This is a genomic window from Pseudomonas sp. S3_A03 (assembly GCF_054668275.1).
Window position 1 is genome coordinate 3,654,425 of sequence record NZ_CP162753.1, and the last position, 14,028, is coordinate 3,668,452.

11 protein-coding genes and 1 pseudogene are annotated in these 14,028 nt (G+C 61.6%); 3 read left to right on the forward strand and 9 right to left on the reverse strand.

The window, feature by feature from the left end; all coding sequences use genetic code 11:
• The first annotated feature begins 5 nt into the window (after positions 1-5).
• Positions 6-812 (forward strand): isopenicillin N synthase family oxygenase, encoded by an 807-nt coding sequence (locus AB4O25_RS16695; protein WP_460149799.1) that lies wholly within the window; start codon positions 6-8, stop codon positions 810-812.
• 22 nt (positions 813-834) lie between these two features.
• Complete coding sequence (locus AB4O25_RS16700; protein ID WP_017530983.1) at positions 835-1,464, forward strand: LysE/ArgO family amino acid transporter; 630 nt, start codon at positions 835-837, stop codon at positions 1,462-1,464.
• Positions 1,465-1,545: 81 nt separating this feature from the next.
• Here AB4O25_RS16700 and AB4O25_RS16705 read toward each other — a convergent pair.
• The 9 genes and pseudogenes from AB4O25_RS16705 to pilG form a co-directional block, all read right to left on the reverse strand.
• Positions 1,546-1,811, reverse strand: a pseudogene (locus tag AB4O25_RS16705) (hypothetical protein); the annotation flags it as partial.
• Between the two features lie 58 nt (positions 1,812-1,869).
• A complete protein-coding gene (locus tag AB4O25_RS16710) occupies positions 1,870-2,289 on the reverse strand; it encodes a hypothetical protein (RefSeq protein WP_460150975.1) in 420 nt (139 codons plus the stop codon).
• Positions 2,267-2,605 (reverse strand): polymorphic toxin type 44 domain-containing protein, encoded by a 339-nt coding sequence (locus tag AB4O25_RS16715; RefSeq protein WP_080598202.1) that lies wholly within the window; start codon positions 2,603-2,605, stop codon positions 2,267-2,269. The genes AB4O25_RS16710 and AB4O25_RS16715 overlap by 23 nt, the downstream gene beginning before the upstream one ends.
• A gap of 326 nt (positions 2,606-2,931) precedes the next feature.
• Positions 2,932-3,387: a chemotaxis protein CheW gene (locus AB4O25_RS16720; RefSeq protein WP_017530981.1), complete on the reverse strand. Its 456-nt coding sequence runs from the start codon at positions 3,385-3,387 to the stop codon at positions 2,932-2,934.
• Positions 3,380-9,184: a hybrid sensor histidine kinase/response regulator gene (locus AB4O25_RS16725; protein ID WP_460149800.1), complete on the reverse strand. Its 5,805-nt coding sequence runs from the start codon at positions 9,182-9,184 to the stop codon at positions 3,380-3,382. The genes AB4O25_RS16720 and AB4O25_RS16725 overlap by 8 nt, the downstream gene beginning before the upstream one ends.
• A gap of 175 nt (positions 9,185-9,359) precedes the next feature.
• Entirely contained in the window at positions 9,360-11,411 is a 2,052-nt protein-coding gene (locus AB4O25_RS16730) for a methyl-accepting chemotaxis protein (RefSeq protein WP_017530979.1), read from the reverse strand.
• The gene (locus AB4O25_RS16735; protein ID WP_116078164.1) at positions 11,408-11,932 is read right to left on the reverse strand and encodes a chemotaxis protein CheW; all 525 of its coding nucleotides are present in this window, start codon (positions 11,930-11,932) and stop codon (positions 11,408-11,410) included. Before AB4O25_RS16735 ends, AB4O25_RS16730 begins: the two co-directional genes overlap by 4 nt.
• Before the next feature lie 12 nt (positions 11,933-11,944).
• Positions 11,945-12,310 carry a twitching motility response regulator PilH gene (pilH, locus tag AB4O25_RS16740; protein ID WP_014720320.1) on the reverse strand — a complete coding sequence of 122 codons (366 nt, stop codon included), beginning with the start codon at positions 12,308-12,310 and terminating at the stop codon, positions 11,945-11,947.
• Positions 12,311-12,356: 46 nt separating this feature from the next.
• Positions 12,357-12,764: a twitching motility response regulator PilG gene (gene pilG, locus AB4O25_RS16745; RefSeq protein ID WP_003176671.1), complete on the reverse strand. Its 408-nt coding sequence runs from the start codon at positions 12,762-12,764 to the stop codon at positions 12,357-12,359.
• Positions 12,765-13,003: 239 nt separating this feature from the next.
• Between pilG and gshB the strand changes: the two genes are divergently transcribed.
• Positions 13,004-13,957, forward strand: coding sequence for a glutathione synthase (gene gshB, locus AB4O25_RS16750; RefSeq protein ID WP_065879318.1), 954 nt, complete (start codon positions 13,004-13,006; stop codon positions 13,955-13,957).
• Positions 13,958-14,028: the final 71 nt, after the last annotated feature.

Sequence of the window (14,028 nt, forward strand, 5' to 3'; positions counted from 1 at the left end):
TAGCCATGACCCACATCAAAGCGTGCTGTGAATCCATTGTTCGAACAGGCTTCGGCAGCCTGCAAATATCAGAAGCCATGCTGCAGAATTACAAAAAAATCGTTGATGAATACTCCGCAATATCGACAGCCACCAAGACCTCGTTTTCCTTCGCAAAAGACACCGACGGATTTTTCCCCTTTGGCGCCGAGTACTCGAGCATTGAGGATCAGCCAGATCTGTGTGAGCGATTTTGTTACTGGCCTGCGCATTCATCAAAACGAAAGGCTTTTGAGTTCATACGAAGTGAGTTTTTTGCTGCCGTTGATGCTTTTGAACGTCAGATCAGCGAGCTAGCACAGGAACTGATGGACGGAGTTCGCGCGGAGTTCGGGGCCACTCCGTTGTCTTCCTTGCGTGCAGCGTCCTACCTGCAACTGTGTGTCTATGGAGCCAACACCGGATCCGATGAGCGCCGGTTTGCTCAGGACCCTCACGAAGATGGACATTTGCTGTCGTTTATCAAGCCGACTCGTGACGGCCTCGTTCTGGTTCGAGGCTGCTCACTGGAGCCAGTACGCCTCCTAGAGAACGAGATTGCAATCCTGGCCGGATCTTTACTGACCGAGCTCTCAGACTACGCGATTCCCGCTGCATACCACGCGGTTCTGACGCCTCGAACATCAACGGCACGCAGCTCTCTTATTTACTTCGTCAACCCTGATGCGGAGCAGGAACTGACAGGTTTTTTCCGCCATCAGCCGATCGACTTGAAAGCCACCGTCAATGCACGCCATACCGGTTTCGGCAATCACCCCCTTCAATTGACCTGATACCCAGGCGACCGAGCACTTAATGATTCCTGACCTCAACGCCCTTTATCTCGAAGGTCTGCTATTGGGCATCGGACTGTTCGCCGCGCCTGGACCAAAGGACACGCTGGTCATTCGCCAGGGTGTCAGTCGCGGTCCTATCTGGGGGGTGGTAGCCGTATGCGTGTTCGCCGATATCATTCTTATCGGTCTCGGGGTATTGGGGTTGGGATCGTTGCTCGACAGTCAGCCCGGTCTGGTGGCGCTTCTGCTGTTATCGGGAGCGGCCTATCTGTTGTGGTTCGGCTGGCAGAGGTTTTTGGCGTGTGCTCGTAACCGGTCGACGCCAGAGAGTCAGGGCGCACTCAACTCACAACGGGGACTGCTACGCACGGCCGTAATACTTGGGTTTGCCAATCCGTATGCCTGGCTCGATACCGTCGTGCTGATTGGCTCTATTGGTGCCGCAAAGCCCGTCAGCCAACAAGCGTCGTTTGCCAGCGGAGCGATGACCGCGTCTCTGGTGTGGTTTGTGGTTTTGGCGTTGGGATGTCAACGGTTGACGGGGCTGTTTCGTTCGGCAAAGGTCTGGCGTCTATTGGATGCGGGTGTGGCAATTTTGATGGTCTACCTGGCAGGAATGTTGATTGCCGATTTTCTGGCGCTGCATTGAGCGAGCGGTTTTCGCGGATTGATTGAGCTCAAAAAAAGAACACCATTTCATGTGGTACTGGCGGTGTCTGAACGAACCGCGCTATCTCCACTCATGGCCAGTCAACAGATTCTTCACGTTATTCAGCAGCACCGTCGCACTATCAATCAACTGGTCTAGCAGGGCCAGGTTTCGACGCTCATGACACAGGGCCAACAACCTTACCGCCACCTTACTTACTTCGGTGGTGTGAACCAGACATTGAAAGACCCGATAGCGTTTCGCAAGGCGGTGAGTGCAAGAGCATGGGTGGCGTTGTAAGCCAGGTCGAAACGGCTGGCGAACGACAACTGGGCATTACCGGCGTCCACGTTCACGCACAGCCCAAAATCTTGCAGGAAAAATCCGAAGCCAGCAGGCGCAGGCCTACAACCTCATGTCTATGCTCACAGCCCCCAAGCCTTCAAGCGGGTAGCTGCGGTACTCATAAACCTCCCCACGGACACTGAGGCGGATGGCTCCATCCGCCTGGGTCACTTGAACATCAGGCTCCTTGGTTTTTAGAAATGGATGTGCCGAGACCAGTGCCGTCAGTATCTCTTGATCACTGCCCAGGTCCTTATGAACGTAGTACCTGTAGGAAAACCCCACTGTCGCCCCGCCCTGCCCGTCACGCGCGCCATAAATTGAGCCGCCGTTGCCCAAGGAGCGTTTCAAAACCACTTCGTCCAGCTTCGGCGTACCGGAGGACATGATCCAATTGGCTCCGATGTATATCAGGCAGGCCACCAGAAGGCAGTTACGCAGGACAGGTAAGAGGCTCTTAGTAGCCCTGAGAAACTGCATATCCAACCCCCCTCCCTATCCAATATTGATCGCGAGGATCATCGCCAAAAGGGTTATCGCCCCACCATGATCCAAACTCCGACTTGGTGGTTTTTGCGAATGTTTGAGCCACGCCTGCCGCCCACAACAGAACATGCTCGAGAATCCCCAGTACCGTACCTGTAGCACCGTAATTGAAGTTACCAAAAGCCTCGTATTGACGCCCTTGCTTCTTGTAGTTCCACGGCCCTGCAGCTCTGACCTGCGAATAAAACCAAGAATAGGCGAACGCCGAACCCGGCCTGAGATGGATGCGCTTGCACTTGGCAATCGCCATATTTCAAACATTGAAACACCGGGAGGCATTAACGGCACAGCCATTTGCGTGTCCTTACTGGCATAGGGAAGCGCCGAACCTAGCATCCCACTCAGGCCAGAAAACCGGCCCAATCCTGTTAAAGAAATTACTTACACAAATAACATTCAGTTCCGACATTTTTGGGCGGCAAGGGTCGCGACGGCCTGTCAAACACAGAGGATCAAATGTAAGACAGGGCTTGCCCCCGATTTCGGTGGTTCAGGTATAGAAGTATCAACTGACAGTCAGCCATCGGGGTAGCCCCCTCCCACATTTTGATATTCACTGGGATTGAGAATGAGGGGTCAGGCCAAGCCGGACTCGACCAATAGCGCTTCCAACCCCATAAGGTCCGGCACCTTCGCCACTTGTTCGCCCACCTGCACCGCCGCCAGTTCCAGTGGGCACAACGGCACGTCGACGTAGCTCAATTCGCTATCGAGCTTGTACGAGCGCGGAATCCCCTGGATCACCAGCGCAATGAACTTCAACGTCGGCCGCGCGCCCAAGGCGTTCAACACCACGATCCGCGAGCGTTCGCCGGTCACGCTGGCCTCACCGCATGCGGCTTCAAAGCTGATCAGCGGGATTTGTCGATCCCGCCAGGTGACCTGGCGCAGGTACCACGGCGGTGCGTCACTGGCCGGTTCGCCGCGTTGAAAGTCGATAAGCTCAGCCACGGCGACATTCGGCAGTACCAGGTGCCGGTCGGCCAGGGGCAGCAGCAGGCCGGTGAGTTGGCTGGTGCGGTGGTCAAGCATGTGACTTGCTCCAGTAGGCGATGCTTTCCAGCAGCACCGACTCTTGATACGGCTTGCCGAGGTAGTCGTTAACACCGATGGCCATGGCGCGGTCGCGGTGTTTCTGGCCGGTGCGCGAGGTGATCATGATGATCGGCAGGCGCATCAGGCGTGGGTCGTTGCGCACCTGGATCGCCACTTCGAAGCCGTCCATGCGCGGCATTTCGATGTCGAGCAGCATCAAGTCCGGGGTATGTTCTTCAAGCACGGCGAGGGCGTCGATGCCGTCCTTGGCGGTGAGCACGTTCATGCCGTTGCGCTCCAGCAGGCGGCTGGTGACTTTGCGCACGGTGACCGAGTCGTCCACCACCAGCACCAGCAGCGGGCGCTTTTTCAGCGGGTCGTTGAGGATCAGCGGCGCATCCACCGCCTGCGCCGGCAAGGCCGGTGGCCGCGCGCGAATATGCGCCAGCAAATCGATGATCAACACCACGCGGCCGTCGCCCAGGATGGTCGCCCCAGACAACCCCTGCACCCCGGAAAACTGCGGGCCCAGGCCCTTGACCACGATTTCGCGGGTACCGGCCATGGCATCCACATGCACCGCCACGTGCCGCTCATTGCACTGCACCAGCAACACCGGCACGGGCTGGTATTGCCCCAGCAATTTCGGGCGGCCGCCGGTGTGCAGCAGGTCGCCCAGGTAGAACAACTCGTAAGGCTGGCCGGCGTATTCGTAGCACGGCGGGTCCTGCTGATAGTGCCCCGCCAATTCATGGGGCAGCACCCGCACCAGGCCTTCGATGGTGTTGAGCGGGATCGCGTATTGCTCGTCCGCGCATTGCACCATCAGCGCACGGTTGACCGACACGGTAAACGGCAGGCGAATGCGAAAGTGCACGCCAGCGCCCGGCGTCGAGTCGATCACCATCGAGCCACCGAGTTGGCGCACCTCTTCGTGCACTACGTCCATGCCCACGCCACGCCCGGAAATCTGGGTGATTTTTTCGGCGGTGGAAAACCCCGGCTGCAGGATGAACTGCAACACGTCGCGGTCGCTCATCTCTTGATGGGGCGCCAGCAGGCCGCGCTTGATCGCCTTGCGCCGCACCGCTTCCAGAGGCACGCCGGCTCCGTCGTCGCGCATGTCGAACACGATATCGCCGCCTTCGTGGGTCAAGTCCAGGGTGATGCGACCCTTCTCTGGTTTACCCGCCGCCAACCGAACGTCGCGCGACTCCAGGCCATGGTCCACGGCATTGCGCAGCATGTGCTCCAGCGGCGCCGCCATGCGCTCCAGCACGTTACGGTCCATTTCGCCCTCGGCATTGCCGACGATGAACTCCACGTCTTTGCCCAACTCGCCCGCCACCTGGCGCACGATGCGCTTGAGGCGTGGCAGCATGCGTTCGAACGGCACCATGCGCGTGCGCATCAAGCCTTCTTGCAGCTCGGTGTTGATACGCGCCTGTTGCTGCAACAGGTCGTGCGCGTCCTCGTTACGCCGGTCGAGAGTGTCCTTGAGGTCGAGCAGGTCAGAGGCCGATTCGGACAGCGCGCGGGACAGTTGCTGCAACTGGGAATGACGGTCCATTTCCAGCGGGTCGAATTCTTCATACAGGCGCTCGGCCTCGGCCTGCTGACGGCTGAGGATACGGCCCTGGGTTTCGGTATCGAGGCGGCGCAATTGGTCGCGCATGCGCTCAATGGTGGTCTCGACCTCATGCAGGGCGATGCGCGCATCGTTCACTTGCTGCTCGATACGCCCCCGGAAAATCGAGGTTTCGCCGGCCAGGTTGACCAAGTCATCCAGCAGCTCGGCGGAGATTTTCACCATATCGGCAGCCGGATCAACCACCGCTTCGGCCTTGCCTGCGGGCAACGCTACCGGCACCGGCGGCTCATCACTGGGGTGTACCAGGCTTTTGATGCGTTCGATCAGCTTGTCCACCGAGCCCACCGGCAAGCCATCCGTCACGGCGTCGACCATTTGCGCCAGGCGGTCATGGCAGCCCTGCAGCAACGCAAACAAATCCGGGGACAGCGCAAGCGAGCCGGCGGACAGCCCTTCGTAGAGAAATTCCAGCTCATGGGCCAAGTCGCCAATCGGCCCGATCTCGACCATGCGCGCGCCCCCCTTGAGGGTGTGCAGGTCGCGCAGCAGGGTTTCGACTTCCTGGCGGCTGGCAGGCTCGGCCTGCCAGCGCAGCAGTGCGCTGCCTGAGCTGTCGAGGATGTCGGCGGCTTCTTCGAGGAAGATCTCCAGCAATTCAGGGTCGGCGCCTGTTGCAGGCGGCGCCTCGGCCTGGGCCATGGGCGTGCTGCTCTGGCGTATCGCGCGCAGTTTGGCGACCAGTTCGGCGCTGTCGCTCAGGGGTTGCTGCCGGTGCAGTTCCTCCAATTGCAAGGCCAGGCGTTCATGGCTGGCCATCAGTACTTGCGACAGCTCGGTGGAGTAGCTGTAGCGACGGTCCACCAGGCCTTCGTAAAGGCATTCCAACTCATGGGCCAGATCGCCCACCGGGCCGATTTCAGCCATACGCGCACCGCCCTTGAGGGTGTGCAGGTCGCGCTGCAACGAGGACAACGGCGCAGCGTTTTCGGGTTCCAGCAACCAGCGTTTGAGGGCCTGCCCGGCGCTGTCGAGGATGTCCACCGCCTCTTCGAGGAAGATCTCGACGATCTCGTCGTCCAGCTTGGTTTGGTGATTCAACTGCGCGGTGGCGGCGCCCAGCTCGGCGATACTCAGCGCACGGCTGCCGTCGCTTTTTATCAACCCGGTGGCGGACGGGTCGAGGGCACCGTCCAGCAATTCGCGCAGGGCCTGCACACGAGCCGGCGCCGGGCTGATTTCCTGGCCGGCGGCCAGTTGGTCGAGCATGTTGATCAGCGCTTCATGGGCCTGTTCGGCCTCATGAAAAAACCGCTCGCCGACCGCCAGGCTGCTTTCTTCGACGGCGCCGTAGAGGTCGAGCAACGCTTCGCATAATTCATCGATAGGGTGCAGATCGGCGATGTGCGCGCCCTCCCCCAGCGTGGTCAATTCATCCAGCAGCGCGGTGAGTTCCTGGCGCTGGCCGGGGTGTTGTTGCCAGCGGCGCAGCAGGCTTTCGGCGTCGAGCAGAATGTCCATGCCCTGGGCCAGGAAGTTGGCGATCAGTTGTGGGTCGCGCTTGATACGCAGGCCGGTGTTGGGGGCGTCGAGCAGCGCTGCCAGTTGATGGTCGAGCAAGGCTTGCGTGCGGTTGATCAGGTCTTGCGCGCCCTTGATCGGCACCAACGGGTCGCGGTCCAGCTGGCGCAGGCTGCGTTGGAACAGGCCTTCGGCTTCAAGCAGCAATTCCACTTCGTCCAGGTCCAGCGGCAGGCGATGGGCTTTGTATTCACGGGTCAGGTGATCCAGCGGGCGGACCAGTTCGGCGATCGGCAACACGCCGGCCATGTAGGCGCTGCCCTTGAGGGTATGCAGGGCACGCTGCAACTCATCGCTGACTTGCAGCGGCACGTGTTCGGCAGCCTGTTGCAGGAAGTGGTTGAGGCTGTCCAGGTGGCTCTGCGCTTCGTTGCGGAAGATCTCCAACAGCATCGGGTCGTGGGGTTCGGCGGCACCGCTGGCCAAGGCGTGGGCGCGGGCGGCCATGGCATCGACTTCGTTGCGCTGGTGTTGGTCGTCGCCGGCAAAGTCAGCGATCAGTGCCGGCAGCAGGGCCACCGCTTCGTCCAGTACCTGTTGTACCTGCGGGCCAAGGGCCACGCTGCGTTCCAGCACACGGTTGAGCAGGTTTTCGACGGCCCAGGCCAGCTCCGCCAGCACCAGGGCGCGCACCATGCGGCCGCTGCCTTTCAAGGTGTGGAAGGCACGGCGCATTTCGCCCTGGGCGGTTTTGTCGGCGCTGTTGGGCAGGTGGCGGTGCAGCACCTCAAGGACTTCGGCGGTTTCTTCGAGGAACACTTCACGCAGCTCATCGTCGACAGGCACTTCATCGGCCGGCGGCGGCAGCAGGCTACCGGGGCGCTGCAAGGCCGGCGGGTTGAGGCGCGACGTGGGGTTGGCCAGTGCATCGAACTGGGACTGGCTGGGCGTGATCTCGCTGGACAACGCGCCATCGGGCGCCACCAGTGCCTGGCGCCAGGGTTTCTCCGCCGGCAGGTAGCCCAGCGCCGCCAGGCTTTGGGTGGCCAGCTCCAGCACCCGCTCACCGGCGGCGTCGGGGTCTTGGAGCATGCGTTCGAGGTAGTACTCCAGGCTGCTGATCACGTCAGCAAAATGCCCCAGTTGCGCCTCGGACGGCGGACGTTCGTTGATCATCAACTGTTCGCCGACGTAGTCGGTGCAGCCACGCATCAGGCTCGCCGCGCGCGGCAGCGGAATCATCGCCAGCGCACCGCGCACCTGGCTCAGCAGCTCCGGCAGGGACTCCAGGCGCTGGCGGTCCCAATCGGCCTCGATGCAGTCGATCACCAGTTCTTTGGCCTGCCTCAGGCATTGGCAGGACTCGCGGATCACCAACTGGTGAATCTGAGTCAGGTCGGTGGTGGGCAGGCGGCTTTCTTCGCGGCTTTCCGGCTCGACGGTGCCGGCCATTCCGGCCAGCGTGGCTTCCACGTAGAGCAGCGCGCCGGCCACGTCCATCAGTATCGCGTCGTTGGGCGCGCGCTGCCCCTGGGCCAGGCTCAGCACGACCGCCAACTGGTCGATAATCACTTTGCGTGGCTGGCCGAAGCCCAGCACGGCCAAGGTGTCGGCAATTTGCCGCAACGGCGCCAGCAGCGCATCGAGGTCGCCGGTGTGCTGGCGGTCACTGCGCACGAATAGGTCGAGGCGTTCCTTGACGCGCACCAGTTCCTCGCACAGCGCACCGAGCACCGAGCCCATGGCATTGCGGTCCGGCCCGGCCAGGCGGGCGCGCTCGGCGTCAACCACGGCACTGTCGGGTAATGCCTCATCGAGGCCGTAGCGTTCCTTGAGGCTTTGCATGCGCGGCGTCGGTCGGGTGACTTTGGCCACGTAGAACAACAGGCTTTTGAGCAGGTCATCCGGCGCTGGTTGGTTGATACCGCCAATGCCTTGAGCCAGCAAGCGCTTGAGTTGCTTGCCGCTGGCCTTGAGCAAACTGCGCAGCGCCGGGCTGTTGGCGACCACACCGGTGAGCATGCCCTCGACCAGCGCCGAGGTGACTTGCCACAAAGGCAACAACGGCGCGCCCTGGCACAGGGCTTCAAGACGCGCGAACACCCGCGCCATGTCTTCCAGGTTGCTTGGGCCGTGGTCTTCACGCAGCAACCCGGCGAGGGCTTGTTGCAACAACAGGTGCCATTGGCGCAGTTGTTCATGCAGGTTGGGCGCCGCGCGCTGGGCCAGGGTTTCGTCGGGCAATGGCGCAATCGACAGCAGTTGGGGGCTGAACAGGCTGGTTTCCGACAACAGGCTTTCACCGCGGGCGCTGCGCAGGTCGTTGAGCAGCGGCAGGACGACCAGCGGCAAGTCACGGCGGGCGCTGTGCACGCGGTCGAGGTACAGCGGCAGTTGACCCAGGGCCTGTTGCAGCAGGCGGATGCTCTCGTCGCGCTGGCCGACCTGCCCGGCTTTAAGCGCCAGGGCCAGCGCTTCGATTTCTTCGGCCAGCAGCGCCGCGCCATAGAACTCGACCATTTGCAGCGCGCCGTGCACTTGGTGGATACCGGCCAGGCACTGGCTGATCACGTCGTCGTCATGGGTTTCGACAAACGCGTCCAGCGCCGAACGGGCCTGTTTCAGGGTTTCGGCAATGTCGCCCTTGACCCATTCGAGGGCCACGTAGTCGTGCCGGTCAACCATAACTGCTCCGCTTGGAATTCGTGGGTTGCCTGGATCTCCAGGCTGGTGGAGAACCCGTGTGGGAGGGGGCTTGCTCCCGATGGCGGCGGGTCAGCTACAGAAATATCAACTGACAGTCAGCTATCGGGGGCAAGCCCCCTCCCACATTGGGCTGTGGTGGTCTTTGGATCGCGTTTCAATCATCAGCCTGTTTGGGCGGTGGCAGGGTAAAACCCGACACCGACCGGCGCAACTGGCTGGCCATCTTCGCCAAATTGCCGATGCTTTCCGCCGTAGCGGTGGATCCGGACGACGTCTGGGTGGTGATCTGCTGGATCACGTTCATGGTCAGGGAGATCTGCCCCGCCGACGAGGTCTGTTGTTGCGCCGCGTTGGAAATACTCTGGATCAACGCCGCCAGGGTTTTCGACACGCCTTCGATCTCTTCCAGCGCCACGCCTGCGTCCTGGGCCAGCCGGGCGCCGCGTACCACTTCGGTGGTGGTCTGCTCCATGGAGATGACCGCTTCGTTGGTGTCGGCCTGGATCGCCCGCACCAGGGTCTCGATCTGCCGGGTGGCCGCCGACGAGCGTTCGGCCAGCCGTTGCACTTCATCGGCCACCACTGCGAAACCGCGCCCGGCATCGCCGGCCATGCTCGCCTGGATCGCCGCGTTGAGGGCGAGGATGTTGGTCTGTTCGGCAATGTCGTCGATCAGGCTGACGATGTCGCCGATCTCTTGGGACGATTCACCCAGGCGCTTGATGCGCTTGGCGGTGTCCTGGATCTGTTCGCGGATGTTGTCCATGCCGTGGATGGTGTTGTGCACCACCTCGTTGCCCTTGTTGGCGATTTCTACCGAGCGCTCCGCCACCGCCGACGACTCAGCGGCGTTGGCCGATACCTGGTCGATGGATTGGGCCATCTGGTTGATCGCCGTGGAGGCTTCGGCGATCTGCTGGGCTTGATGCTCCGAGGCCTGGGCCAGGTGCATGGCGGTGGCCTGGGTGTCCTGCACCGCGCCGGCCACCTGCCCGGCGGTGAGGTTGATCGTTGCGACCAGGTCACGCAGCTGGTCCACGGAGTAGTTGATCGAGTCGGCGATGGTGCCGGTGAAGTCTTCGGTCACCGAGGCGGTCACGGTGAGGTCGCCGTCGGCCAAGTCTTCGATTTCATCGAGCAGGCGCATGATCGCGTTCTGGTTGCGCTCGTTCTTCTCGGCGGTCTCGTGCAGTTGGCGGTTGGTCTCGCGCACCATCACCAGGCCGATCAGGATAATCGAGGTCAACGCCAGCAGGCCCAGCACATAGCCGCCGATGGTGTCGAAACTGCGCCCGCTGGCCAGGTTCTCGAAACCGGTGGCCAGGTGCGAGGCTTCATCGAGCAGGGTTTGCGACAGGTTGAAAATATTGCTCGCCGAGGCGCGCACCTGGAACAGCTGCGGCGAGGTTTCGAGGATTTCATCCACCGAGCCTGAGACGAACTCGAACAGCTCGGCGATTTCCGTCAGCCGCGCGCGGGCGTCGCGGTCTTCGACCTGGGTGATGCGCAGGCCCGGGTTACCGTTGAGCATGCCATTGAGCACCTGGCCGAAGCGCGCGGCATCACGGCCAAAGGCATCGGCGGCCTGCACGGCGGTTTCGTCACCGGCCAGCACCGTATTGACCGCGCCCAGAATACGCTCGGCCAACAGCGACTGGCGCTGGGCAACCGCCACCTGGCTGGCCGGTGCACCGCGTTGCAACAGGATGTCGACGACTTTTTCCGACTCCATCTGCAATTGCGGCACGGTTTCGGCCAGGGTCGCGGCCACTTGGTGCAGGGACAACACGGTCTGTTCGCTGGCGAGGATCGCGTCGGTGTTTTTCAGCAGTGCTTCCCAGTCGGTCTGCACCGCGCGCATTTCGGCGCGTACCGCACCGGGCGCGGCCGGCAGGCCGGTATCCGGGTCGCCTTTTTTCAGGTAGCCCCAACGCTGGGCGAAGTCGTTGCGCGCATCGCCCAGCAGTTTGAAGGCGGCAGCCTTGCCGGCGGCGGCCTCGGTGGCGTTTTTGGCAATACGTTGCGACAGCACACGCAGTTCACCGGCGTGGCCGATGTACTGTTTGTCGTAGGTGGACTGGGTGTTGAGGTACGCGAAGTTGGCGAACAACAGCATGATGAACACGATCAACGCGATAAACAGCACGATGATCTGTGAGCGGCTGCGCGAGCCGGCCTGGGGTTTGGGTGGGGTAACGGTGGTCATGCGGCGACATCCAAGAAACCCGGGGCCCGGGCCAGAGCGAAGGGGCTGAAGACCTGCCAGGACGGGTCGCCGTCAAACCGGCCCTGGATAAACGGCGCGCCGGGGCTGGCATTGGCCAGCAAGGCGTCTTGTGCGAAATGCTGCATCCCCACCACCTCGTCCACCAGCAGCCCGACAAACAGATCGTTGTATTCCACCACCAGCACCCGGCGTTGCTTGCGCACCTTGGACAGCGCAAGGCCAAGGAAACCGCCCAGGTCCATCACCGGCAGCAGGCGCCCGCGCAGGTTGGCCACCCCTTTGACCCAGGCCTTGACGCCCGGCATCAACGTGCAGCGCGGCTCGTGCAGCACCTCGGCGACTTCGCCCATCGGCGCCACATACCAATGCTCACCCAGGCGAAAGCCGATACCACTCCAGCGCTGCAGGCGGGCTTCCTGGGACGGCAGGTCGGCGGCCAACAGGCGGCAGCGGCGGTCGATGTCCAGCAACAGCTCGAAGGCGGTTTGCGACTCGGTCATGATGGCGTGCCGTCAGCCGGCCAGTACCTTGTTCAAGGTGGCGATCAGGGTTTCTTCGTCCACCGGCTTGGTCAGGTAGTCCTTGGCGCCCTGGCGCGCGCCCCAGATCTTGTCGGTTTCCTGGTCTTTGGTGGTGATGATGATGATGGGGATGCCGTTGGTTTCCGGCTCCTTGGACAATTGGCGGGTGGCCTGGAAGCCATTGAGGCCCGGCATCACGATGTCCATCAGGACCGCATCGGGTTTTTCCTGGCGGGCCAGGGCTACGCCATCGGCGCCGTTTTCGGCCTTGAGGACCTGGTGGCCGTGCTTTTCCAGCATGCCGGTCAGTTTGTACATTTCAGTCGGCGAATCGTCGACGATCAGAACACGTGCCATGGTTTTCCCCATTACATTGGTCGGCGCCGGCCCTTGTAAGGCGACGTCAGTGTGCTTGTTCAACTGCGGCGAACCCCGGCACGTAGGCCTTGATCGCGCTCAGCAGTTCTTCCTTGCTGAAAGGCTTGGTCAAAAACTGATCGACACCGACGATGCGCCCCTTGGCCTTGTCGAACAGGCCGTCCTTGGAGGACAGCATGATCACCGGGATCGACTTGAACGCCGGGTTGTTCTTCACCAAGGCGCAGGTCTGATAGCCATCCAGGCGCGGCATCATGATGTCGACAAAGATAATGTGCGGGTGATGATCAACAATCCGGGCCAGGGCATCGAAACCGTCGATGGCCGTGATGACATCGCAGCCCACGTTCTTCAACAGCGTCTCGGCGGTGCGGCGGATCGTTTTCGAATCGTCGATCACCATCACTCTCAAGGCGTTGGAATGCTGTTCCATATCTGCTCTACCATCGCCACAGCGAATCGGTTTTCGGTGCGTACTGCCTGATGTTGCACAGGATGAGCGCCGCAGGCCTTGGAATTCAAGGGCTGCTGCGCCGTGGCAGCCTTTTTAGCACAGTCTCGAAGAGCAATCTATCGAGGCACTCGCCCGGTGGTTTTTCCTTGACCCACAACAACTGCAGCGCCACTCTGACGCCACTTTTATGCGCCCTAATTTGCTAGAGGAAATCCCCCATGAGCGTTCGCGTCGGCATTGTCATGGACCCTATCGCCAGCATCTCCTATAAAAAGGACAGCTCGCTGGCCATGCTCCTGGCCGCCCAGGCCCGCGGCTGGACCCTGTTCTATATGGAACAGCGCGACTTGTACCAGGGCGACGGCGAGGCCCGCGCACGCATGCGCCCGTTGCAGGTGTTTGCCAACCCCGAGAAGTGGTTTGAGCTTTCAGACGAGATCGACAGCCCGTTGAGCGATCTGGATGTGATCCTGATGCGCAAGGACCCGCCGTTCGACATGGAATTTGTCTACTCCACCTACCTGCTGGAGCAGGCCGAGCGCGCCGGCGTGCTGATCGTCAACAAGCCGCAGAGCCTGCGCGACTGCAACGAAAAACTGTTCGCCACGTTGTTCCCGCAGTGCACGCCGCCGACCGTGGTCAGCCGCCGCGCCGATGTGCTGCGTGAATTTGCCGCCAAGCATGGCGATGTGATCCTCAAGCCGCTGGACGGCATGGGCGGCACCTCGATTTTCCGTCATCGCGCCGGCGACCCGAACCTGTCGGTGATCCTCGAAACCCTGACCGCCCTGGGCACCCAGCAGATCATGGGCCAGGCCTACCTGCCGGCAATCAAGGATGGCGACAAGCGCATCCTGATGATCGACGGCGAGCCGGTGGATTACTGCCTGGCGCGCATCCCGGCAGCGGGCGAGACCCGTGGCAACCTGGCGGCCGGCGGTCGTGGCGAAGCGCGGCCGTTGTCGGACAAGGACCGCTGGATCGCCAGCCAGGTTGGCCCGACGCTGCGGGAAAAGGGTTTGCTGTTTGTGGGCCTTGACGTAATTGGTGAGAACCTCACCGAAATCAACGTCACCAGCCCCACCTGTATCCGTGAGATCGACAATGCATTTGGCACGAACATCGGCGAAATGCTGATGGCCGCCATTGAGCGCAAGCTACAAGCCAAGTGACATAGAACAGCCGGACACGCACCAACATTGCGTTATCATGCGCGACCTGTGAAACGCGCGATGTTGGTTTT

Bases quoted from the DNA above. Each gene is read 5' to 3' on its own strand.
- AB4O25_RS16695 (WP_460149799.1), top strand. From the start codon at position 6: ATGACCCACATCAAAGCGTGCTGTGAATCCATTGTTCGAACAGGCTTC.
- AB4O25_RS16700 (WP_017530983.1), top strand. From the start codon at position 835: ATGATTCCTGACCTCAACGCCCTTTATCTCGAAGGTCTGCTATTGGGC.
- AB4O25_RS16710 (WP_460150975.1), bottom strand. From the start codon at position 2,289: ATGCAGTTTCTCAGGGCTACTAAGAGCCTCTTACCTGTCCTGCGTAAC.
- AB4O25_RS16715 (WP_080598202.1), bottom strand. From the start codon at position 2,605: ATGGCGATTGCCAAGTGCAAGCGCATCCATCTCAGGCCGGGTTCGGCG.
- AB4O25_RS16720 (WP_017530981.1), bottom strand. From the start codon at position 3,387: ATGCTTGACCACCGCACCAGCCAACTCACCGGCCTGCTGCTGCCCCTG.
- AB4O25_RS16725 (WP_460149800.1), bottom strand. From the start codon at position 9,184: ATGGTTGACCGGCACGACTACGTGGCCCTCGAATGGGTCAAGGGCGAC.
- AB4O25_RS16730 (WP_017530979.1), bottom strand. From the start codon at position 11,411: ATGACCACCGTTACCCCACCCAAACCCCAGGCCGGCTCGCGCAGCCGC.
- AB4O25_RS16735 (WP_116078164.1), bottom strand. From the start codon at position 11,932: ATGACCGAGTCGCAAACCGCCTTCGAGCTGTTGCTGGACATCGACCGC.
- pilH (WP_014720320.1), bottom strand. From the start codon at position 12,310: ATGGCACGTGTTCTGATCGTCGACGATTCGCCGACTGAAATGTACAAA.
- pilG (WP_003176671.1), bottom strand. From the start codon at position 12,764: ATGGAACAGCATTCCAACGCCTTGAGAGTGATGGTGATCGACGATTCG.
- gshB (WP_065879318.1), top strand. From the start codon at position 13,004: ATGAGCGTTCGCGTCGGCATTGTCATGGACCCTATCGCCAGCATCTCC.